Source organism: Agromyces sp. Leaf222 (assembly GCF_001421565.1).
GTDB lineage: Bacteria > Actinomycetota > Actinomycetes > Actinomycetales > Microbacteriaceae > Agromyces.
The window spans coordinates 39,765-61,335 of the sequence record NZ_LMKQ01000001.1; the positions used below are offsets into that span (position 1 = coordinate 39,765).

17 protein-coding genes are annotated in these 21,571 nt (G+C 70.9%); 15 read left to right on the forward strand and 2 right to left on the reverse strand.

The features are described 5' to 3' along the window. Positions 1–172: 172 nt before the first annotated feature. The gene (locus tag ASE68_RS00210) at positions 173–1,561 is read left to right on the forward strand and encodes an MFS transporter (RefSeq protein ID WP_082461713.1); all 1,389 of its coding nucleotides are present in this window, start codon (positions 173–175) and stop codon (positions 1,559–1,561) included. Positions 1,562–1,565: 4 nt separating this feature from the next. Here the strand turns inward: ASE68_RS00210 and ASE68_RS00215 are convergent, their stop codons facing one another. Next, a complete protein-coding gene (locus ASE68_RS00215) occupies positions 1,566–2,204 on the reverse strand; it encodes a TetR/AcrR family transcriptional regulator (protein ID WP_162238228.1) in 639 nt (212 codons plus the stop codon). A 219-nt stretch (positions 2,205–2,423) separates the two neighbouring features. On the opposite strand from ASE68_RS00215, the gene ASE68_RS00220 reads away from it, so the two are divergent. From ASE68_RS00220 to fdxA, 14 genes are all read left to right on the forward strand, one after another. Next, positions 2,424–4,997, forward strand: coding sequence for a beta-glucosidase (locus ASE68_RS00220; protein ID WP_235480721.1), 2,574 nt, complete (start codon positions 2,424–2,426; stop codon positions 4,995–4,997). Between the two features lie 47 nt (positions 4,998–5,044). Beyond that, positions 5,045–6,706 carry an ABC transporter substrate-binding protein gene (locus ASE68_RS00225; RefSeq protein ID WP_235480722.1) on the forward strand — a complete coding sequence of 554 codons (1,662 nt, stop codon included), beginning with the start codon at positions 5,045–5,047 and terminating at the stop codon, positions 6,704–6,706. A 146-nt stretch (positions 6,707–6,852) separates the two neighbouring features. Next, a complete protein-coding gene (locus tag ASE68_RS00230) occupies positions 6,853–7,914 on the forward strand; it encodes an ABC transporter ATP-binding protein (protein ID WP_055853849.1) in 1,062 nt (353 codons plus the stop codon). Then, on the forward strand, positions 7,911–8,888 hold the full coding sequence (locus ASE68_RS00235; RefSeq protein ID WP_055853851.1) for an ABC transporter permease: 978 nt from the start codon (positions 7,911–7,913) through the stop codon (positions 8,886–8,888). The genes ASE68_RS00230 and ASE68_RS00235 overlap by 4 nt, the downstream gene beginning before the upstream one ends. A 1-nt stretch (position 8,889) precedes the next feature. Next, on the forward strand, positions 8,890–9,921 hold the full coding sequence (locus ASE68_RS00240) for an ABC transporter permease (RefSeq protein ID WP_082461721.1): 1,032 nt from the start codon (positions 8,890–8,892) through the stop codon (positions 9,919–9,921). Then, on the forward strand, positions 9,918–11,018 hold the full coding sequence (locus ASE68_RS00245) for an ABC transporter ATP-binding protein (RefSeq protein WP_055853854.1): 1,101 nt from the start codon (positions 9,918–9,920) through the stop codon (positions 11,016–11,018). Before ASE68_RS00240 ends, ASE68_RS00245 begins: the two co-directional genes overlap by 4 nt. Before the next feature lie 78 nt (positions 11,019–11,096). Next, a complete protein-coding gene (locus ASE68_RS00250; RefSeq protein ID WP_055853857.1) occupies positions 11,097–11,939 on the forward strand; it encodes a sirohydrochlorin chelatase in 843 nt (280 codons plus the stop codon). 230 nt (positions 11,940–12,169) lie between these two features. After that, positions 12,170–13,960: a nitrite/sulfite reductase gene (locus ASE68_RS00255; protein WP_055853861.1), complete on the forward strand. Its 1,791-nt coding sequence runs from the start codon at positions 12,170–12,172 to the stop codon at positions 13,958–13,960. After that, positions 13,957–14,700, forward strand: coding sequence for a phosphoadenylyl-sulfate reductase (locus ASE68_RS00260; RefSeq protein WP_055853863.1), 744 nt, complete (start codon positions 13,957–13,959; stop codon positions 14,698–14,700). The genes ASE68_RS00255 and ASE68_RS00260 overlap by 4 nt, the downstream gene beginning before the upstream one ends. Beyond that, complete coding sequence (cysD, locus tag ASE68_RS00265) at positions 14,697–15,620, forward strand: sulfate adenylyltransferase subunit CysD (RefSeq protein WP_235480723.1); 924 nt, start codon at positions 14,697–14,699, stop codon at positions 15,618–15,620. Before ASE68_RS00260 ends, cysD begins: the two co-directional genes overlap by 4 nt. Then, a complete protein-coding gene (locus ASE68_RS00270; protein ID WP_055853869.1) occupies positions 15,620–16,972 on the forward strand; it encodes a sulfate adenylyltransferase subunit 1 in 1,353 nt (450 codons plus the stop codon). The genes cysD and ASE68_RS00270 overlap by 1 nt, the downstream gene beginning before the upstream one ends. 103 nt (positions 16,973–17,075) lie before the next feature. Next, the gene (cobA, locus tag ASE68_RS00275) at positions 17,076–17,954 is read left to right on the forward strand and encodes a uroporphyrinogen-III C-methyltransferase (protein ID WP_235480724.1); all 879 of its coding nucleotides are present in this window, start codon (positions 17,076–17,078) and stop codon (positions 17,952–17,954) included. Beyond that, positions 17,951–19,378: an FAD-dependent oxidoreductase gene (locus ASE68_RS00280; protein WP_055853872.1), complete on the forward strand. Its 1,428-nt coding sequence runs from the start codon at positions 17,951–17,953 to the stop codon at positions 19,376–19,378. Before cobA ends, ASE68_RS00280 begins: the two co-directional genes overlap by 4 nt. A 170-nt stretch (positions 19,379–19,548) precedes the next feature. Continuing rightward, positions 19,549–19,869, forward strand: a complete 321-nt coding sequence (gene fdxA / locus ASE68_RS00290; protein WP_055853876.1) for a ferredoxin — start codon at positions 19,549–19,551, stop codon at positions 19,867–19,869. A 172-nt stretch (positions 19,870–20,041) separates the two neighbouring features. Here the strand turns inward: fdxA and ASE68_RS00295 are convergent, their stop codons facing one another. Beyond that, a complete protein-coding gene (locus ASE68_RS00295; protein ID WP_055853879.1) occupies positions 20,042–21,496 on the reverse strand; it encodes a PLP-dependent aminotransferase family protein in 1,455 nt (484 codons plus the stop codon). Positions 21,497–21,571: the final 75 nt, after the last annotated feature.

A 21,571-nucleotide genomic window follows, 5' to 3' on the forward strand; every position in this document is an offset into this window, starting at 1 on the left:
ACCTCCGGCGGCGACCCGTTCGCATCGCAACGAGATGCGGGTCGCCCCGCGGAGTAGTGTTCCTGCAGATCACCGACGATCGAACGCCCGCCCAGCGTGCGGCACCGGTCGATGGGCGCCGGGCCGCGGCATCCGTCACCGGCCGTTCACCCGACCGAATGAGACTGCAGGCATGACCGACCCGACCGACGACGCGCCCCGCAACTTCCCGCCGTCGCACCTCACGCCTCCCGACGGCGCCGCAGCGACGATCGGCGTGCCGACCGAACAGGTCGAGGCCGTCTCCGCCGCCGGCGCGCGCAAGGGGCGGATCCTCGCCTGGGGCCTCTGGGACTGGGGCTCTGCCGCCTTCAACGCGGTCGTCACCACCTTCGTCTTCACGGTCTACCTGACGAGCGAGTCGTTCGGCCCGAGCGGCACGGTCGAGGCGCAGCTCGGGTGGGCGCTCGCGATCGCCGGCCTGCTCATCGCGGTGCTCGCGCCCATCACCGGGCAGCGCTCCGACACGAGCGGCCGACGCAAGTTCTGGCTCGCCGTGAACACCTACATCGTCGTCGCGATCACCCTCGCGATGTTCTTCGTGCAGCCGGCTCCCGAGTACCTGCTGCTCGGGCTCTTCCTCGTCGCGGCGGGCAACGTGTTCTTCGAGTTCGCCGGGGTGAACTACAACGCCATGCTCGTGCAGGTGTCGACGCCGCGCTCGATCGGCAAGGTCTCGGGCTTCGGCTGGGGCATGGGCTACATCGGCGGCATCGTGCTGCTGCTCGTCGTGTACTTCGGCTTCATCAGTCCCGAAGTCGGCCTGTTCGGAGTCACATCCGAGAATGGGCTCGACATTCGCGTGACCGTGCTCGTCTCGGCACTCTGGTTCGGGCTGTTCGCACTCCCCGTGCTGTTCGCGGTGCCCGAGTACCGCAACCCCGCCGCGGTCGATCGCGGCAAGGTCGGGTTCTTCGCCTCCTACGCCCGGCTCGGGCGCGACATCAAGCGCCTCTGGAAGGAGCAGCGCAACACCGTCTGGTTCCTGCTCTCGAGCGCCGTGTTCCGCGACGGCCTGGCCGGCGTGTTCACGTTCGGCGGCGTGCTCGCGGCATCCGTCTTCGGATTCTCGCCGGGCGAGGTCATCATCTTCGCGATCGCCGCGAACGTCGTCGCCGGCATCTCGACCATCGCGGTCGGAACGCTCGACGACCGGCTCGGCGCGAAGCCCGTGATCATGACCGCCCTCATCGGCCTCATCGTGAGCGGCCTGCTGGTCTTCCTGCTGCACGACGGCGGGCAGATCGTGTTCTGGACGGCCGGGCTCGCGCTCTGCCTCTTCGTCGGACCGGCGCAGTCGGCGAGCCGCACGTTCCTGGCGCGCCTCATCCCCGCGGGACGCGAGGGCGAGGTGTTCGGGCTCTACGCGACGACCGGACGCGCGGTGAGCTTCCTCGCGCCGACCGCGTTCGCCCTGTTCGTGACGGTCGGCGGGGCGCCCTACTTCGGCATCCTCGGCATCGTGCTCGTGCTCGCCGTCGGCTTCGTGCTGATGCTGTTCGTGAAGGCGCCGCGAAGCTAGGCGCTCAGGCCGCCGCGCGCAGGCGCTCGACGACCTCGTCCATGGCGCGCCCGACCAGGCGCGGCATGTCGATGGCGTCGGGGTCGAGCAGCCACTGCACCTGCAGGCCGTCCATGACCGCGATGAGTCCTGAGGCGGAGTCTCGCAGCTCCCGCTCGTCGGTGTTGCCGGAGACCTCGCCGAGCACGCCGGCGATCTTCGACCTCAGCCCCTCGGTTCGGCTCTGGAAGTAGTCGTGGGCCGGATGCCCGTCGGTCACCGATTCGCCGGAGAGCACCGAGTACGCCTGCACGACGCCTCGGCGGTGCGTGTTCTCCTCGACGGTGTCGACGAGGTGCTGCAGGAACGCCGGCCCCTCGACCTGCGCCTGCTCGGGGATGCCGGCGACCTCCTCGCCGTCGCGGTACTTCAGCATCGCGACGAGCAGCCCCTCTTTGGAGCCGAAGTGATGCAGCACGCCCGCGTGGGTCATGCCGGCCTGCTCAGCGACCTCGACGAGGGCGCCCTTGTTGTAGCCGCGGGCGCCGAAGACGTTCAGGGCGGCCTTCAGCACCGCCTCGCGGCGTTCGGTCGTGCGCGCCTGGGGTCGCTGCACGCGCTCGGCCGCGGGCTTGGAGGCCCCGGCTCGCGTTGTGTCCACCACGGATGTTTCCTTCCTCGTGCAGCGCCGACTCGCGGCATCCGCTCCTGTGCAGGATGCCGCCTGAGGCGCCGCATGTCGAGTGCAGCACTCGATGTTCGGGTCTGTTGAGTGCCACCGTCCGACGTTACCGAACCGTGACATCACTCACTTACTTACATGTCAGTAAGTGTGTCACGATGTCCAACGTCACTCAACGACGAGCATGGATGGAGTTCAGGCGTGACCGCAACGACGACCGCCCCCGGGGCCCTCGACCCGAACAGGGCACCCGCAGCCGACACGGTCGGCGAATCGGCGATCGACTCGGCGAACATCGCCGCCTCGCTCCCCATCGCCGAGAAGGTCGCGCTGCTCACCGGCGCCGCGACCTGGACGCTCCGGGCCATTCCCGAGATCGGCATGCGCACCATGACCGTCTCCGACGGGCCCATCGGCGTGCGCGGCACCGGCGAAGACGGACTCCCCTCCGCTCAGCTGCCCGCCCCCTCGGCCACCGCCGCGACGTGGGACGTCGACCTGCAGGCCAGGCTCGGCACCCTCATGGCCGGCGAAGCCCGCCGCAAGGGCGTCGACGTGATCCTCGCACCCGTCGTGAACCTCCAGCGCAGCCCCGTCGGCGGCCGCCACTTCGAGTGCCTCTCCGAGGACCCGCTGCTCACCGCACGCCTCGCCGTCGCGTTCATCGGCGCGATCCAGGCCGGCGGCATCGCGGCCTGCGTCAAGCACTTCATCGGCAACGAGACCGAGACCGACCGCACCTCCTACCTCTCGCGCATCGACGAGCAGACGCTCCGCGAGGTCTACCTCGCCCCGTTCGAGGCCGTCGTCGACGCCGGAGTCTGGACCATCATGGCCGCCTACAACGGCCTCACCCGCGATGGCGTCGACGCCACCTCGACCGCGCACGAGCCCCTGCTCAGCGGCATCCTCAAGGGCGAATGGCAGTTCGACGGCGTCGTGATCAGCGACTGGCTCGCCACGAAGACGGCCGTCGAACCCGCCATCGCCGGCCTCGACCTCGTGATGCCCGGCCCCGGCGGCCCGTGGGCCGACGGCCTGCTCGCCGCCGTCGAGTCCGGGCTCGTGCCCGAGTCCGTGATCGACGACAAGGTCGCGCGCATCATCCGCCTCGCCGAGCGCGTCGGCGCCCTCAGCGGCATCGCCGGCGAGACCCTGCCGTTCGACGCCACCGGCGCGACCGACGACCCGGCGGGCGAAGACGTCGTGGCCCTGCTGACCGAGGCGGCGGCACGCTCGACCGTCGTGCTGCGCAACGACGGCGGACTCCTGCCCGTCGACCCCGCACTGCGCGGCCGCATCGCGCTCATCGGCCACAACGCCGTGCAGCCCTTCACGCAGGGCGGCGGCAGCGCGTTCGTCACCCCGCCGCACGTGAGCCAGCCGATCGACGCGCTCCGCGCCGCGTTCCCCGATGCGGCGGTCGACCTGCTCCGCGGTGGGGCGACCACCCTGCGCGCGCCGCTCGTGCCCGCCGAGCTGCTCACGACGCCCACCGGCGAGCCCGGCATCCTCGTCGAGCACCTCGACGCGAACGGCGAGCAGATCGGGTCGCAGTTGGTTCCCGATGCCGAGGGGCTCTGGTTCCCGATCGACGACGACGCCGTGGCATCCGTCCGCATCGCGACCGACCTGCACCTCACGCGTCCCGGCCGCCACCTCATCGACCTCGGACCGGTCGGCGCGCACCGCATCGTGGTCGACGGCGTCGAGCGCAGCGTCTCGACGCGGGTCGTCGGTGCCGAGGTCATCCTCGACTCCAGCTACGCCAACCCCGAGCACGTCGAGACCGTGATCGAGGCCGACGAGGCCCGCCTCGTGCGCATCGAGGGCGACGCCCAGATCATCGACGGCGAGTCGTACGGCCGCTTCGTGCGACTGCACTTCCGGCACCTCGAGCCGAGCCCCGGCACCGAGGAGGAGATCGCACAGGCCGTCTCCGCAGCCGAGCGCGCCGACCTCGCCGTGGTCGTCGTCGGCACGAACTCCGAGACCGAGTCCGAGGGCTGGGACCGCCCCGACCTGCAGCTGCCCGGCCGTCAGAACGAGCTCGTCCGCCGCGTCGCCGCCGCGAACCCCGCGACCGTCGTCGTCGTGAACGCCGGGGCCCCCGTGCTCCTGCCGTGGCTCGACGAGGTCGCCGCCGTGCTCTGGTGGTGGCTTCCGGGCCAGGAGGCCGGGCAGTCGCTCGCGGCCGTGCTCACCGGCGCGATCGAGCCGAGCGGCCGCCTGCCGTGGACCCTTCCCGCCTCCGAGGCCGACGTGCCCGTGCCCCACGGCATCCCCGTCGACGGCGTCATCGACTACACCGAGGGCGTCGACGTCGGGCACCGCGGCTGGGACCGCCTCGGCCGCACGCCGGCCCGCGAGTTCGGCTACGGACTCGGGTACGCCGCATGGGAGTACCGCGGGCTCGAACTCGTCGACGCGACATCCGGAACCGCCGGCGATGCCCTCGTCACCGCCCGCGTGACCGTCGAGAACACGAGCAGCCGCGACGGCAGGGAGGTCGTGCAGGTCTACCTGTCGGCCGACGCCACCGCCGATGACGCCGCCCGAGCCACCCGCCCGGTGCGCTGGCTCGCCGGCTTCGCCGTGGCCGAGGTCGCCGCCGGCGGCACCGCGACCGTCGACATCCCCCTCGCCCGCCGGTCGTTCGAGACCTGGTCGACGGATGCCGCCACCTGGAGCCTTCCCGAATGCACGTACCGCGTGCACGCGGGCCGGTCCTCCCGAGATCTCCGCCTGGATTCCGTTCACACGGTCGCGGGCTGAGCACCACCCAACGCACCAACCCACACACAATGCAAGGAGGCATGGAAATGCGAAAGAGCATCCTCGCCGCAGGCGCCGTACTGGTCGCCGCCGGCCTGGCTTTCACGGGGTGCAGCGCGGACACGAGCGGCGGAGGCGGTGGAACGAGCACGAAGGTGCTCACCGTCGGCATGCCGAACGGTCCGCAGCAGCCGAATCAGAACCCGCTCGCCACCGGATCGGCATCGCTGTCGCTCGGCTACGCGTACGTGGTCTACGAGTCACTGATGCAGAACAACGAGATCGACCCGACCGAGGCGCCCACGCCGTGGCTGGCCGAGTCGATCGAGTGGAACCCCGAGTACACGCAGGCGACCATCACGCCCCGCGAGGGCGTGAAGTGGTCGGACGGTGAGGACTTCACCGCCGACGACATCGCCTTCTCGATCCAGCTCCGCAAGGACAACCCCGAGCTGAACATCGACTTCCCCGACCAGTACGGCGACATCACCGTCGAAGACGGCAAGGTCGTCGTGAACTTCACGACCGGCCAGTACGTCAACGAGGTCAAGCTGTACCGTCTCCTCATCGTGCCCAAGCACATCTGGGAGGGCGAGGACGCCGTCACGTTCAGCGACGACGACATGATCGGCACCGGTCCGTTCACGCTCAAGTCGTTCAGCCCGCAGGCCGTCACCCTCACCCCGAACGAGACGTACTGGGGCGGCAAGTCGAAGGTCGGCGAGCTCCGCTACGACGCCTACAACGACAACGCGGGCCTGACGACCGCCCTCACCACCGGTGAGGCGCAGTGGGGCTGGACCTTCATCCCCGACTACGAGTCGACCTACATCGCCAAGGACCCCGACCACTTCAACCAGGTCGCCGGCGGCGGCTTCGGCGTCGACGTGCTCTACCTGAACAACGAGACGAAGCCGTTCGACAACCTGGCCTTCCGCCAGGCGCTCAACATGGTCATCGACCACGCCGACATCACCGCCACCGCGGGCTACGGCGTCTGGCCCGAGATCACGAGCGTCACCGGTCTGCCGCAGCCGTCGGGCGACGCGTTCATCTCGGACGAGTACCAGGGCCAGGAGCTCACGGTCGACGTCGACGGCGCCAAGAAAGTGCTGACGGATGCCGGCTACACCTACGACGGCGACAAGCTCATCGACCCCGATGGCGAGGCGGTCTCGTTCAAGCTCACGAACCCGAGCGGCTGGACCGACTACCTCGACGCGCTCGGAATCATCGCCGAGGGTGCCGCATCGCTCGGCGCCGAGGCCACGGTCGACGCGATCGTGCAGGACACCTGGTTCAACGACACCATCCCGTTCGGCAACTTCCAGGCTTCGCTGCACTGGACCGACGGCGGCTCGACGCCGTGGAACCTGTACTCGAACATCATGGACGGCGCCTCGTACGTGCCGCTCGGTGAGACCGCCAACTGGAACTTCGGTCGCTACAACAACGACGACGTCACCGAGGCGCTGTCGACCTTCAAGTCGACGACCGACGAGGGCGACCGCCAGGCCTCGCTCGACGTGGTGCAGCAGCACTACGTCGAGGATGTCCCGGGCATCGTGATCTGGTCGCGTCCTGCCGTGGCGCAGTACTCCACGCAGAACTACACCGGATTCCCCACCGCAGAGGACCCGTACGCGAACCCGCAGCCGACGGGCCCGCAGGCGGCACTCATCCTGTCCAAGCTCACCCCGAGCGAGTGACCCTCCCCGGGCGAGAGCCCGGAACATCGGAATCATCCCGGAAGCCCCCCACTTCCCGCAGGATGTGACGATGAGGTGCGGCGGGTGCCACGCGCATCCGCCGCACCACCCACTCAACGTTGAGCTCCGACCAAGAGGTGACCCGAATGTCCCCCTCCTCCTCAGAGGCGTCGCAGGCCCAGGCCGCGGCATCCGACGGCGACGTCGTCCTGCAGGCCGTCGACCTGCAGAAGCACTTCAAGCTCCGCGGGCTCAACTCGCGCGACGTCGTGCACGCGGTCGACGGCGTGAACTTCGAACTGCGGCGCGGCCGCGTGCTCGCCCTCGTCGGCGAATCGGGCTCGGGCAAGTCGACCATCGCCCGACTGCTCGCCCAGCTCATGCCCGCAACTGGTGGGCGCATCCTCCTGCACGGGTCGGATGCCGCCGCCAAGGGCCGCCGCGCCTTCCGTCGGTACGTCGGCCGGGTGCAGATGATCTTCCAGGACCCGTTCGGGTCACTGAACCCCGTGCACACCGTGCGCTACATGCTCACCCGCAGCATCCGGATCCACCGCGGCCGCCGGCGTGGCACCGACCTCGAGGACGCGCTCGTCGAACTGCTCGAGCGCGTGCAGCTGAAGCCGGCCGAGCGCTACATCGACAAGTTCCCGCACGAGCTCTCGGGCGGCCAGCGCCAGCGCGTCGCGATCGCCCGCGCCCTCGCAGCAGACCCCGAGGTGCTGCTCGCCGACGAGCCGATCTCGATGCTCGACGTGTCGATCCGACTCGGCATCCTGAACCTGCTCCAAGACCTCCGTGACCGCCTGCACATCGCGATCCTCTACATCACGCACGACATCGCCTCGGCCCGCTACTTCGCCGACCGCACGATGGTCATGTACGCGGGCCGCATCGTCGAGTCCGGCGACTCCGAGTCGGTCACGCAGGACCCGAAGCACCCGTACACCCAGCTGCTCGTGCGCTCGGCGCCCGACCCCGACGACCTCGAGGCGCGTGCGCACGGTGCGCGTGGTGAGGCCCCCAGCCTCGTGAAGCCCCCGAGCGGATGCCGCTTCAACCCCCGCTGCCCGTTCGCGACCGAGCTGTGCCGCACCGAGGCGCCGCCGCTGCTCCCCGTCGGCGACGGCCGCGAGGCCGCATGCTGGGGCTACTCCGAACGGCCGGACCGCCCGACGCTCAGCGACATCACGGAGGCGCTCGCATGAGGTTCTTCCTCCGCCGACTCGGCTTCTACCTGATCACCTTCTGGGCCGCGGTCACGATCAACTTCTTCATCCCGCGCATCATGCCGGGCGACCCGGTGAGCGCGCTCATCGCGAAGAACCAGGGCCGCATCAGCCCCGACGCGGCCGATGCGCTGCGCACGCTGTTCGGCCTCGACGAGAACATGTCGCTCTGGGACCAGTACGTGCAGTACTGGAACCTGCTGCTGCACGGCCAGCTCGGCACCTCGTTCGCCTACTCCGCCCCGGTCGCCGACGTCATCGCCGGAGCCATCCCCTGGACCATCGGCCTCGTCGGCATCGCGACGATCATCAGCTTCACGCTCGGCACGCTCATCGGCTCCGGCATCGGCTGGCGTCGCGGCACGTGGGCCGACTCGCTCCTGCCGATCTCGACGTTCTTCTCGGCCGTGCCGTACTTCTGGCTCGCGCTGATCGCGATCTCGGTCTTCTCGGTCACGCTCGGCTGGTTCCCCGCGAGCGGCAGCTACGACCGCTCGCTGGTTCCGTCGTTCTCGTGGGAGTTCATCTCCTCCGTCATCTACTACGGCACCCTGCCCGCGCTGACGATCGTGATCTCGTCGATCTCGGGCTGGATCCTCGGCATGCGCAACATGATGGTCACCGTCTCGTCCGAGGACTACGTGACGGTCGCGCAGGCGAAGGGCGTCTCGGAGCGCACCGCCCTGTTCGGCTACTCGGCGCGCAACGCGATCCTGCCGCAGGTGTCGAGCTTCGCGCTCTCGCTCGGCTTCATCGTCGGCGGCACGCTCGTCATGGAGATCGTCTTCTCCTACCAGGGCATCGGCTACTACCTCTTCACGGCGGTCGCCGCGAAGGACTACCCGCTCATGCAGGGCATCTTCCTCGTGATCACGGTCGCGGTGCTGTTCGCGAACATCGTGGCCGACTTCATCTACGGGGTGCTCGACCCGCGCACCCGACAGGAGGGCTGACATGACGATCGACACCAGCATCGTCGAAGAGGGCCAGGAGCTCGACAAGCCGTCGCAGGCGCCCATGACGGGCGTGGTCGCGGCGAACGAGGTGCGCCGACGCGGCAAGCCGCGCAAGTTCCTCTTCCTGCGCAACTCGAAGGCCGTCGCCGGCATGGTGATCCTCGGGTTCTTCCTCCTCATCGCGATCATCGGGCCGTGGATCGCCCCGTACGATCCGAGCGCCCGCAGCGAGGACATCCTGCAGCCGCCGTCATGGGAGCACTGGTTCGGCACGACCCACCTCGGTCAGGACGTGTTCTCGCAGATCCTGGTCGGCACTCGCGGCGTGATCGTCGTGGGCTTCGTCGCCGGCATCCTCGCGACGGCGATCGGCGTCATCGTCGGCGTCACGGCCGGGTACGTCGGCGGCCTCGGAGACGAGACCCTTTCGGTGCTCGCGAACGTGTTCCTCGTGATCCCGCAGTTGCCGCTCATCATCATCATCGCGGGCCAGCTGCCGACGGTCGGCGGCGTGACGGTGGCCGTGGTCATCGCGATCACGGGCTGGGCATGGGGTGCGCGCGTGCTTCGAGCCCAGACGCTCTCGTTGCGACGCCGCGACTTCGTCGAGGCCGCCAGGGCGAACGGCGAACGCACGTGGCGCATCATCACGGCCGAGATCCTGCCGAACCTCACGGCGATCATCGCGTCGGGCTTCGTCGGCACCGTCGCGTTCGCCGTGCTCTCGCTCATCACCCTCTCGTTCATCGGCATCGGCAACACGGGCGAATGGAACTGGGGCACGGTGCTCTACCAGGCGCAGTCGCAGCTCGCGCTGCAGCGCGGCGCGTGGTGGTGGTTCGTTCCCGCGGGCCTCTGCATCGCCCTGCTCGGCATGTCGCTGACCCTCATCAACTTCGGCATCGACGAGTTCGTCAACCCGCGCCTGCGATCGACGGGCCTGAACGCCAAGTCGCTGCGCAAGCGCGGCATCCGCCCCCGTATCGGCTTCACCCCCGTGGTGCGCGAGGCCAAGGAGGACCGAGCATGACCATCGCCACCCCGATCGGCGACCAGCAGCGCCTCACCCCGTCGGCCGATCCCGTGCTCGAGATCAAGAACCTCTCGGTCGACTACGGCTACGACGACGACCCGGTGCACGTGCTGCGCCAGGTCTCGCTCACGCTCGGCCGCGGCGAGGTGCTCGGCCTCGCCGGCGAGTCGGGCTGCGGCAAGTCGACGCTCGCGTACGCGGCGACCCGCCTCTTGCCGCCTCCCGGCCTCATCACGGGCGGCGAGGTGCTCTTCACCGACCGCTCCGGCGTGAAGACCGACCTGCTGCGCCTGAACGACACGCAACTGCGTGCTTCGCGCTGGCAGGACATGGCGATCGTGTTCCAGGGCGCGATGAACTCGCTGAACCCGGTGTACCGCATCGGCCGGCAGATCGCCGACGGCATCCGCGCGCACGAGCCGAAGACCAGCCAGAAGGAGGCGCTCGAGCGCGCCGCCGAACTGCTCGACCTCGTTGGCATCGCACCCGACCGCCTGCGCTCGTATCCGCACGAACTCTCGGGCGGCATGCGTCAGCGCGTCATGATCGCGATGGCCCTCGCACTCGACCCGCAGGTGCTGATCATGGACGAGCCCACGACGGCGCTCGACGTCGTGATGCAGCGCCAGATCGTCGAGCAGATCGCCGAGCTCCGCGATCGGCTCGGCTTCTCGGTCATCTTCATCACGCACGACGTGTCGCTGCTCATCGAGATCGCCGACCGCATCGCGATCATGTACGCGGGCGAGATCGTCGAGGATGCCGCGGCGCTCGACGTGTACAACAAGCCACGTCACCCGTACTCGTCGGCGCTGCTGCACTCGTTCCCGCCATTGCGCGGGCCGCGGCGCGAGCTCATCGGCATCCCCGGGTCCCCGCCCGACCTCTCGCGCCTCGGCGCCGGATGCCCGTTCGCCGATCGCTGCGCGTTCGCGTTCGACGCCTGCTCGAAGGTGAACCCCGAGCTCGTGTTCCCGAACGTGCCGGGCGACGACCCGCGCCGCTCGGTCGCCTGCCTTCGCCACGACCCGGCGGCCGTGCGCGCCGTCGGCGAGGAGCCGCCGCCCGTGCCCGCGGAGCTGTCGCTGACCTGACCGGTGCCGTCGGCGGGCGAGCGGATGCCGCGGGCCGCCGTCTCCTCGTCGAAACCTCCGTTGTGCGAGCATGGGCGCATGCCAGCACGAACGCCCGCCCTCGTCGCCATCTCGCACGGAACGAGCTCGCCAGAGGGTCGGGCCGCGGTCCGCGGACTCCGCGACGCCGTCGGTGCTGCGCTCGCGCGCCGGGCGTCCACGGTGCCGTCGCTGCGCCTCGGACACGTCGACGTCGAGCAGCCCGACGTGCCCGCGACGCTCGCGTCGCTCGCCGACGGCGAGCCGGCCGTCGTCGTGCCGCTGCTGCTCTCGGCCGGGTACCACGTGCACGTCGACCTGACCGAGGCCGTCGAGGCCGAGGCCGGCCGGCCCGTGGCGCTCGGCGGCGCCCTCGGGCCCGACGACCGGCTCGTGACCGTGCTGATCCGCCGCCTCGCCGAGGCCGGCATCCGCGACGACGACGCCGTCGTGCTCGCGGTCGCCGGCTCGAGCGATCGGCGCGCCGTCGACGACTGCCTCGACATGACGGCACGGCTCGCCGCGGCATCCGGTCGTCGCGTCTCGGTCGGGTTCCTGTCCGCCGCCGAGCCCGCGCTGCCCGACGCCGTCGCCGCGGCCCGCGCCGATGCGGCGATCGCCCGCGCGCTCGACGCCCCGGGCGGCCCGTTCGCCATCCCGGGGGTCTCCGACATCCCCGGCTTCCCCGGCGTGCCCGGCACGAATCGGGTGACGGATGCCGCGGCGCCCCGCGTGATCATCGCGAACTACCTGCTCGCTCCGGGCTACTTCGACGACCTCGCCCGCTCGGCCGGCGCCGATGTCGTCGCCGATCCGCTGCTGCTGCCCGATGCCCCGGCCCCTGCCGAGCTCGTCGAGATCGTGCTCGACCGTTACGACGCGGCCCTGCCGACGGTCGAGTAGGCGCGCCGGCGCCGTATCGAGACCACCTTCACGTCCGGACCCGGGGTCTCGATACGCTTCGCTACTCGACCGGCGGGCGACGCGAGCGCAAGGGTTCTCGCCCACTGTGACGCAATACGTCACGACGTGACCGGACGTGACGCCCTCGCCTGACGGCATCCGGCGGCCTCGCCTAGCTTCGAGCGGAAGGCCAAGAGCGCACCGTGCGCCGCCGACGGAAGGAGCAGCCTGTGACGACCCCGCCAACGGATGTCGCGACCGACGCGAGTGCGCTCGACGCGGCTGCGACCGAGACCGCCGCGGCCGCCGTTCGCCCTGAGCGCCCTGCCCGCGCCGAGCGCCCCGCGCGCCCCGGCGCCAATCGCCCGAACGGACAGTGGAAGGTCGACGGCACCGCACCGCTCAACGGCAACGAGGAGTGGAAGCAGGTCGACGACGGCCTGAGCGTTCGCGGCCGCATCGAGAACGTGTACTCCAAGGGCGGGTTCGCCTCGATCGACCCGACCGACCTGCACGGGCGGTTCCGCGTGTGGGGCCTGTACACGCAGCGCAAGCCGGGCATCGACGGCGGGCGCACCGCGACCCTCGAGCCGCACGAGCTCGAAGACGAGTACTTCATGCTGCGCGTGCGCATCGACGGCGGCCAGCTCACGACCGAGCAGCTGCGCGTGATCGGGCAGATCTCGATCGACTTCGGCCGCGACACCGCCGACCTCACCGACCGCCAGAACGTGCAGCTGCACTGGATCCGCGTCGAGGACGTGCCCGAGATCTGGCGCCGCCTCGAGGCCGTCGGGCTCGGCACGACCGAGGCGTGCGGCGACGTGCCGCGCGTCGTGCTCGGATCCCCGGTCGCGGGCATCGCCTCCGACGAGCTCATCGACCCGACCGCGCAGATCGACGAGATCACGAGCCGGTTCATCGGCGACGCGACCCTCGCCAACCTGCCCCGCAAGTTCAAGACCGCGATCACCGGCCACCCCAGCCAAGACGTGGTGCACGAGATCAACGACGTCGCGTTCGTCGCCGTGCAGCACCCCGAGCTCGGCATCGGCTACGACCTCTGGGTCGGCGGCGGCCTCTCGACCGCACCGCGGCTCGCCGAACGCCTCGGCGTCTTCGTCGCCCCCGAGCGGGTCGCCGAGGCCTGGCACGGCGTCGCCCAGATCTTCCGCGACTACGGCTACCGACGGCTGCGCAACAAGGCGCGCCTGAAGTTCCTGCTCGCCGACTGGGGCACCGTGAAGTTCCGCGAGGTGCTCGAGACCGAGTACCTCGACGCCCCGCTGCCCGACGGCCCCGCCGCACCGAAGCCGCTCGCGCACGGCGACCACGTGGGCGTGCACCGCCAGAAGGACGGCCGCTCCTACGTCGGCGTCACGCCGATCGTCGGCCGCGTCTCGGGCCCCACGCTCGTGAAGCTCGCCGAACTCATCGAGGCGCACGGCTCGGCGCGACTGCGCACGACGCCGCACCAGAAGCTCGTCATCCTCGACATCCCCGAAGATCGCGTCGAGTCGCTGATCACCGGCCTCGACGAGCTCGGCCTCTCGGCCCGCCCCAGCCTCATCCGCCGCGGCACCATCGCCTGCACGGGCATCGAGTTCTGCAAGCTCGCGATCGTCGAGACGAAGGCGTTCGCCACGGCGGCCGTGCTCGACCTCGAGCGCACGCTCGACGGCTTCGACCTGCCGCACCCGATCAGCCTGCACGTCAACGGCTGCCCGAACTCGTGCGCGCGCATCCAGACCGCCGACATCGGCCTCAAGGGCCAGCTCGTCATGAACGACTCCGGCGAGCAAGTGCCCGGCTACCAGGTGCACCTCGGCGGCGGCCTCGCGACGGCCGACCGTGAAGAGGCGGGCCTCGGCCGCACCGTGCGCGGGCTCAAGGTCGAGGCCGACGGCATCGCCGAGTACGTCGAGCGGGTGGTCAAGCGCTTCCTCGACGACCGCGACGCCGTTGGCGACGAGACGTTCGCCGAGTGGGCTCACCGCGCCGACGAGGAGGTGCTCCGGTGAGCGTCTCCCTCGCCCCCCGCGCCACGGCGCTGCGCACCCACGACGAGCTGCGGGCACTGGCCGAGGCGGGCAACGTCGAACTCCGCAGCCTGGCCGACGACGAGGCATCCGCCTACGAGGTCGTCGCCTGGGTCGCGCGCAACTTCGACACGGATGCCGCGGCGGTCGCCTGCTCGATGGCCGACGCCGTGCTCCCGCACGTCGTGGCCCAGTCGCTGCCCGGCGTCGACGTGCTCTTCCTCGACACCGGATACCACTTCGCGAAGACCTACGAGACGCGCGACCGCGTCGCCTCGGCACTCGACGTGCGGGTGGTCGACGTGCTCCCCGAGCTCACGGTGCCCGAGCAGAACGCGAAGTACGGACTCGACCTGTTCGCCCGCGACGCCGCCGAGTGCTGCGCCATGCGCAAGGTCGCCCCGCTGCACGACGCTCTCACGGGGTACGAGCTGTGGTTCACGGGCGTGCGACGCGACGAGGCCCCCACCCGTACGAACACCCCGCTCGTCACGTTCGACGAACGCAACGGGCTGGTCAAGGTCAACCCGGTCGCGGCGTGGAGCTTCGACGACCTGATCGACTACTCGAGCGCCTTCGGCGTGCCCGTGAACGAGCTGCTGACCCAGGGCTACCCGTCGATCGGCTGCGAGCCCTGCACGCGGCAGGTGGCCGAGGGCGAGGACCCGAGGGCCGGTCGCTGGGCGGGCCTCGACAAGACGGAATGCGGGCTGCACGTATGAGCGCCATCGACACCATCCCGGTCGAGACCGGCATCGACACGCTCGACGCCCTCGAGGCCGAAGCGATCCACATCATCCGCGAGGTCGTCGCCGAGTTCGAGCGCCCCGTGCTGCTCTTCTCCGGCGGCAAGGACTCGGTGCTCGTGCTGCACCTCGCCGCCAAGGCGTTCTGGCCGGCCAAGGTGCCGTTCCCGGTGCTGCACGTCGACACGGGCCACAACTTCCCCGAGGTCATCGAGTTCCGCGACCGCACGGTCGAGCGGCTCGGGCTGCGCCTCGAGGTGGCATCCGTGCAGGACTACCTCGACGACGGCCGCCTCGCCGAGCGCGCCGACGGCACGCGCAACCCGCTGCAGACGCAGCCGCTGCTCGACGGCATCGCGGCGGGCCGGCACGACGCGGTCTTCGGCGGCGCCCGTCGCGACGAAGACAAGGCACGCGCCAAGGAGCGCATCCTGAGCCTCCGCGACGAGTTCGGCCAGTGGGATCCGCGCAACCAGCGCCCCGAGCTCTGGGACCTCTACAACGGCCGGCACACGGTCGGCCAGCACGTGCGCGCGTTCCCCATCTCGAACTGGACCGAGCTCGACGTCTGGCGCTACATCGAGCGCGAGGGCATCGAGCTGCCGCCGCTCTACTACGCGCACGAGCGCGAGGTGTACCTCCGCGACGGCATGTGGCGCGCGATCTCCGACGTCTCGCCCGCGCGGGCCGACGAGACGGTCGAACGCCGCATCGTGCGCTACCGGACGGTGGGCGACATGAGCTGTACCGGCGCGGTCGAGTCCGACGCGGCATCCGTCGCCGACGTGGTGCGCGAGATCGCCCTCTCGACGCTCACCGAACGCGGGGCCACGCGCGCCGACGACCGCATCTCGGAGGCGGCGATGGAAGACCGCAAGAAGGACGGGTACTTCTGATGGGCGCACTGCTCCGCTTCGCCACCGCCGGCTCGGTCGACGACGGCAAGTCCACGCTCGTGGGCCGCCTGCTGCACGACTCCAAGGCGATCCTCGCCGACCAGCTCGAGTCGGTCGCGCGCACGAGCGCCGAGCGCGGCTTCGGCGGCGAGCCGGGCGCGATCGACTTCGCGCTGCTCACCGACGGCCTGCGCGCCGAGCGCGAGCAGGGCATCACGATCGACGTCGCCTACCGCTACTTCTCGACGGGTCGCCGGTCGTTCATCCTCGCCGACTGCCCCGGCCACGTGCAGTACACGCGCAACATGGTCACCGGCGCGACCACGGCCGACGCGGTCGTCGTGCTCGTCGACGCGCGCAACGGCGTGCTCGAGCAGACCCGCCGGCATCTCGCGGTCGTCGCGCTGCTGCGCGTGCCGCACGTGATCATCGCGGTCAACAAGATCGACCTGCTCGACTACTCGCAGCAGGCCTACGACACGGTGGCCTCGGATGTCGCCGCGCTCGCGCGCGAACTCGGCCTCGCGGACACGCACGTGATCCCGGTCTCGGCCCTCGCGGGCGACAACATCGTCGACCGGTCGGCGAACACGCCCTGGTACGACGGCCCGAGCCTGCTCGAGCTGCTCGAGACCCTGCCGTCGCTCGACGAGCTCGAGACCGAGTTCGAGGCGCTGCGCATGCCGGTGCAGCTCGTGATCCGTCCGCAGGGCGCGCTGGCGCACGACGTCGCCGACGCCGAGGCGTTCCGCGACTACCGGGCGTTCGCCGGGCGCATCGCCTCCGGAACGGTGCGCGTCGGAGACCGGGTGCAGGTGTTCCCGGGCGGCGCGACGACGACCGTCACGGGCATCGACGCGGGGTCGACGACGGTCGACGCGGCATCCGCCCCTCGTTCGGTCTCGCTGCGCCTGGCCGACCAGCTCGACGCCGCGCGCGGTGCCGTCATCGTCGCCGAGGGCGCACTGCCCACCCCGCGCCGCGAGCTCGACGCCTCGGTGTTCTGGCTCGGCGCGACGCCGCTCCGCCCCGGAGCCCGCGTGCTCGTGAAGTCGGGCACCAGCACGGTGCAGGCGCTCGTGACCGACATCGTGGGGCGCCGCGACCTCGACACCCTCGCGCTCGAGCCGGCCGCAGCGCTCGAGATCAACGACATCGGCCAGGTGCGCGTGCGCCTCGCCTCCGAACTGCCCGTCGAGGAGTACTCGACGCACCGGCGGGCGGGGGCGTTCCTCGTGATCGACCCGCAGTCGGGTTACACGCTCGCCGCCGGCATCGTGACCGACGCGCCTCCTGCATCGCCCGAAGACCTGGCCGAGGCCGAGGCCGCCGCGGCCTGGGTCGCCGTATGAGCGTCACGACCCGCACCCGCACCCGCACGATCGCGGCGCTCGTGGGCGGACTCGTGCTCGCGGCCGCGATCGTGGCCACCGCGGTGATCGCCGGAGGGCTCGCGTGAACGTGCCCTCGAACGCCGACGGATCCCTGACGGCCCACGTCGCCGCTGCGCGGCCGCGCGTCGAGAGCGGCCTGGTCACCCTCGTCGGCGCCGGCCCCGGCGATGCCGGACTGCTCACCATCCGCGGCCTGCGGGCGCTCGAGGCCGCCGACGTCATCGTCGCCGACCGCCTCGGCGCACGCTCGGTGCTCGACGGGCTCGCCGCCGAGGGCGTGCTCCTCACGCCGGAGGTCGTCGACGTGGGCAAGCTCCCCGGCCACCACGCGGTGCCGCAGGACGCGATCAACGCCCTGCTCGTCTCGCTCGCCCGCGACGGCAGGAACGTCGTGCGCCTCAAGGGCGGCGACCCGTTCATCTTCGGTCGCGGCGGCGAGGAGCTCGCCTTCTGCCAGGCGGCCGGCATCGCCGTCGAAGTGGTGCCCGGCATCACGAGCGCGATCTCGGTTCCGGCGATCGCCGGCATCCCGCTCACGCACCGCGGCCTCGCCACCACGTTCACCGTCGTCACCGGGCACGACCAGATCCAGTCGCTCGGCGGCGGCCGCGACCACACGGTCGTGCTGCTCATGGGCGTCGGCACGCTCGCGAACTCCGCGATCACCCTCTCGCGCGGCGAGCGCGGCGGCGAATGCCCGGTCGCGATCATCGAAGACGGCTACGGCTCAGGTCAGCGTGTCACAGTGGGTACGCTCGACACGATCGCATTGCAGGCGGCCCGCCGCGGCATCCGCTCGCCCGCAGTCGTCGTCGTCGGCGACGTGGTGACCCTGAGCCCCTACGCACCAGAAGCCATCACGTCTGCGGCCGGCACGCCGATCGCGACCACAGCCCCCGAGGCCCCCGCCTCAGCAGACCGAAAGACCACGCAGCCATGACTCTCTCCCTCCGCGTCGCGATCATCGGCGCCGGCCCCGCGGGCATCTACGCCGGCAACATCCTGAACCGCCAGGTCACCGAGGCCGGCGGCGAGGTCGCGATCGACCTCTACGAGTCGCTGCCCGCGCCCTACGGCCTGATCCGCTACGGCGTGGCCCCCGACCACCCCCGCATCAAGGGCATCGTCAACTCGCTGCACGAGATGCTCGACGCGGGCACGATCCGCCTCATCGGCAACGTCGAGGTCGGCCGCGACATCACGGTCGACGAGCTGCAGGAGCGCTACGACGCCGTCATCTTCGCCACCGGCGCGCTGCGCGACGCCCCGCTGGACATCCCCGGCATCGACCTGCCCGGCTCGTACGGCGCGGCCGACTTCGTCGCCTGGTACGACGGCCACCCCGACGTGCCCCGCACCTGGCCGCTCGAGGCGCAGTCGATCGCCGTCATCGGCAACGGCAACGTCGCGCTCGACGTCGCCCGCGTGCTCGCGAAGCACCCGAAGGACCTGCTGACGACGGATGTCCCGGCGAACGTCGTCGAGGGCCTCGAGGCCTCGCCCGTCACCGACGTGCACGTCTTCGGCCGCCGCGGCCCCGGCCACGTGAAGTTCACGCCCATCGAGCTGCGCGAGCTCGGCGAGGTGCCCGACGTCGACGTGATCGTCTACGACGACGACTTCGAGCGCGCCGCGAACGACCCGCACGCCGAGGCGCTGTTCGCCTCGAACAACCAGGTCAAGGTCATGACCCGCACGCTCAACGGCTGGCGCAAGCCCGCCGGCCACGAGTACACGGCGTCGCGGCGCCTGCACCTGCACTTCCTGCACGCGCCCGTCGAGGTGCTCGGCACCGACGCCGTCGAGGCCGTGCGCTTCGAGCTCACCCGCCCCGTCGGCGACGGCTCGGTCGAGGGCATCGGCGAGTTCACCGACATCCCCGTGCAGGCGATCTACCGCGCCGTCGGCTACGCGAGCAGCCCGATCGACGGCGTGCCGTTCGACGAGCGCAAGGCGGTCATCCCCAACGAGGGCGGCCGCGTGACGGACGCCTCTGGCGCCCACCTGCCCGGCGTGTACGCGACCGGCTGGATCAAGCGCGGCCCGGTGGGCCTCATCGGCCACACCAAGGGCGACGCGCTCGAGACCATCACGAACCTGGTCGCGGATGCCACGGCGGGCTCGCTCCCGGCGGCCCTCGTCGACGCGGCCGACGGCGAGGAGATCTTCGCGCTGCTCGACTCGCGCGAGGTGGCCTACACGACGTGGAACGGCTGGCTCACGCTCGACGCGCACGAGCGCTCGCTCGGCGAGGCGTTCGAGGCGCCCGAGCACTACGGCGAGGTCGTCCGCGAGCGCGTCAAGGTCGTGCCCCGCGACGAGCAGGTCGAGATCTCGCGCGACGGGTCGCTGGTCGTCTCGTGACGTACGTCATCGCGCTGCCGTGCGTCGACGTCAAGGACCGCGCCTGCATCGACGAGTGCCCGGTCGACTGCATCTACGAGGGTGAGCGCTCGCTCTACATCCACCCCGACGAATGCGTCGACTGCGGTGCCTGNGGCGATCGGACGGGCAGCGAGTCGTAGACTGGGGGAGTGACGTATGTGATCGCTCTCCCGTGCGTCGATGTCAAGGACCGCGCCTGCATCGACGAGTGCCCGGTCGACTGCATCTACGAGGGTGAGCGCTCGCTCTACATCCACCCCGACGAATGCGTCGACTGCGGTGCCTGCGAGCCGGTCTGCCCCGTCGAGGCCATCTACTACGAAGACGACCTCCCCGACGAGTGGGCCGACTACTACAAGGCCAACGTCGAATTCTTCGACGACCTCGGCTCGCCCGGCGGCGCCGCCAAGGTCGGCGTCATCGCCAAGGACCACCCCGTCATCAGCGTGCTGCCCCCGCAGGCGCACTGACGGGCTGACGCCGAACCGCGGCATCCGCTCGCTCGGACCGGCGGGAGGCTCCCGCGCGCGCGTGAGGACCGGTTCGGTGAAACCGTCCTCCCCTCCGGCTCATGTCCTCCCGTCGATCACGGGTGCGCACGTCGCCGTCGCGGGTGAGGGTTTCGATACGGCGCTGGGGCGCCTACTCGACCGGCGAGACCGGCGAGACCCGCGAGCCCGGCGAGACCCGCGAGCCCGGCGAGACCGGCGAGCCCGGCGAGCCCGGCGATGCGGATGCCGCGAGCAGGCCGCGCACGATCGACAGGCCGCGCGCGAGCTCGGGCATCGTCGGCGCGCCGAGGCTGAGCCGCACCCCGCCGGCCCGCTGCCCGGGGTCGGCCATCATCGTGTCGGGGTCGGTGAGCAGCACGCCTTCGTCCTGCGCCGCGGCCGCGAGGCGTCGCGCCTGCTCGGGCGGCATCGGCACGAACACGTGGTACCCCGTCTTCGGCGTCACGAACAGGGCGGATCCGAACTGCTCGTGCGCCAAGGCGGTGCGGCGGGCGCCCTCATCGCGGATCGAGGCGCGCACGGTCGAGGCGATGCCCGCGCTGACGAGCTCGTCGAGCAGCACGCAGATGAGCGGCGAGACGGGCAGGCCGAGCGCGCGCACCGTGTCGGCCAACCGCGGGCGGAACGCGCAGGGCGGCTTGACCATGCCCAAGCGGATCGCAGGGCTCAGCGCCTTCGACGCGCTGCTGACGTAGAACGTGCGCTCGGGTGCAAGCGAGACGAGCGCCGGCATGAGCCGCTCCTCGGAGACGGCGTAGACGTCGTCCTCGATGATCAGCGTGTCATGCGCGCGGGCGACCCGCACGAGCTCGCGTCGACGTGAGGCGCACATCGTCGCGCCGGTCGGGTTGTGCAGCGTCGGCGTGACGTAGACGACCGGTCGGGCACCCGGGTGCGCGGCGGAGCGGGCGTCGTGGGCGAGCATGCGATCGAGCAGGTCGGGGCGCAGGCCCTGCCGGTCGATGGGCACGCCGTGCACCGGATGCCCGGCAAGCCGGGCGTAGCTCAGGGCGCCGTGGAACGTGACCTCCTCGGTGTAGACCGGCACCGGTCGGCCGGGCGGCGAGACCGCCATGAGCACCGCGGCGATGCCCTGCTGGGCGCCGTGGGCGAGCACGAGCTCCTCGGCGGGGATCTCGAGTCCGGTCGAGGCCAGCCAGGCCGCCGCGGTGCGCCGGTACTCGAGGCGACCGCCCGGCGGCCCGCAGGCCGAGAGCACCTCGGCGTCGACGCGGCCGGCGCTGGCCGCGAGCGCATCGGCGATGACCCGGTCTGAGAGCAGGCGCGGCGGCATGTTCATCGCGAGGTCGATGCTGCCTGACGTCGGCGACGCCCGGTAGCTGACGAACATGCCCCGCCCGTGCGTGCCGCGCACGAGCCCGCGCAGGCCGAGTTCGGCGTAGGCCTTCGACACGGTTCCGAGCGCGACCCCGAGCTGATCGGCCAGTGCGCGATGGGCGGGCAGGCGCTCGCCCTCGGCGACGACGCCGTCGAGGATGTCCTCGGCGAGCGCGGAGACGAGCCGCTCGGACGTGGGCGCAGCGGCATCCGCCAGCCGCGGGGTCCAGCCCGACGAGACGCGCATGCCGCTCCCTCTCGTGAGAAGTGTCGTGTGACACTTTGGATGATTTCTCGTGAGTGTACCAAGGTGGTCGAACGC

Bases quoted from the DNA above. Each gene is read 5' to 3' on its own strand.
- ASE68_RS00240 (WP_082461721.1), top strand. From the start codon at position 8,890: ATGACGATCGACACCAGCATCGTCGAAGAGGGCCAGGAGCTCGACAAG.
- ASE68_RS00295 (WP_055853879.1), bottom strand. From the start codon at position 21,496: ATGCGCGTCTCGTCGGGCTGGACCCCGCGGCTGGCGGATGCCGCTGCG.
- cysD (WP_235480723.1), top strand. From the start codon at position 14,697: ATGAGCGCCATCGACACCATCCCGGTCGAGACCGGCATCGACACGCTC.
- ASE68_RS00230 (WP_055853849.1), top strand. From the start codon at position 6,853: ATGTCCCCCTCCTCCTCAGAGGCGTCGCAGGCCCAGGCCGCGGCATCC.
- ASE68_RS00235 (WP_055853851.1), top strand. From the start codon at position 7,911: ATGAGGTTCTTCCTCCGCCGACTCGGCTTCTACCTGATCACCTTCTGG.
- ASE68_RS00210 (WP_082461713.1), top strand. From the start codon at position 173: ATGACCGACCCGACCGACGACGCGCCCCGCAACTTCCCGCCGTCGCAC.
- ASE68_RS00270 (WP_055853869.1), top strand. From the start codon at position 15,620: ATGGGCGCACTGCTCCGCTTCGCCACCGCCGGCTCGGTCGACGACGGC.
- ASE68_RS00250 (WP_055853857.1), top strand. From the start codon at position 11,097: ATGCCAGCACGAACGCCCGCCCTCGTCGCCATCTCGCACGGAACGAGC.
- ASE68_RS00280 (WP_055853872.1), top strand. From the start codon at position 17,951: ATGACTCTCTCCCTCCGCGTCGCGATCATCGGCGCCGGCCCCGCGGGC.
- ASE68_RS00245 (WP_055853854.1), top strand. From the start codon at position 9,918: ATGACCATCGCCACCCCGATCGGCGACCAGCAGCGCCTCACCCCGTCG.
- ASE68_RS00225 (WP_235480722.1), top strand. From the start codon at position 5,045: ATGCGAAAGAGCATCCTCGCCGCAGGCGCCGTACTGGTCGCCGCCGGC.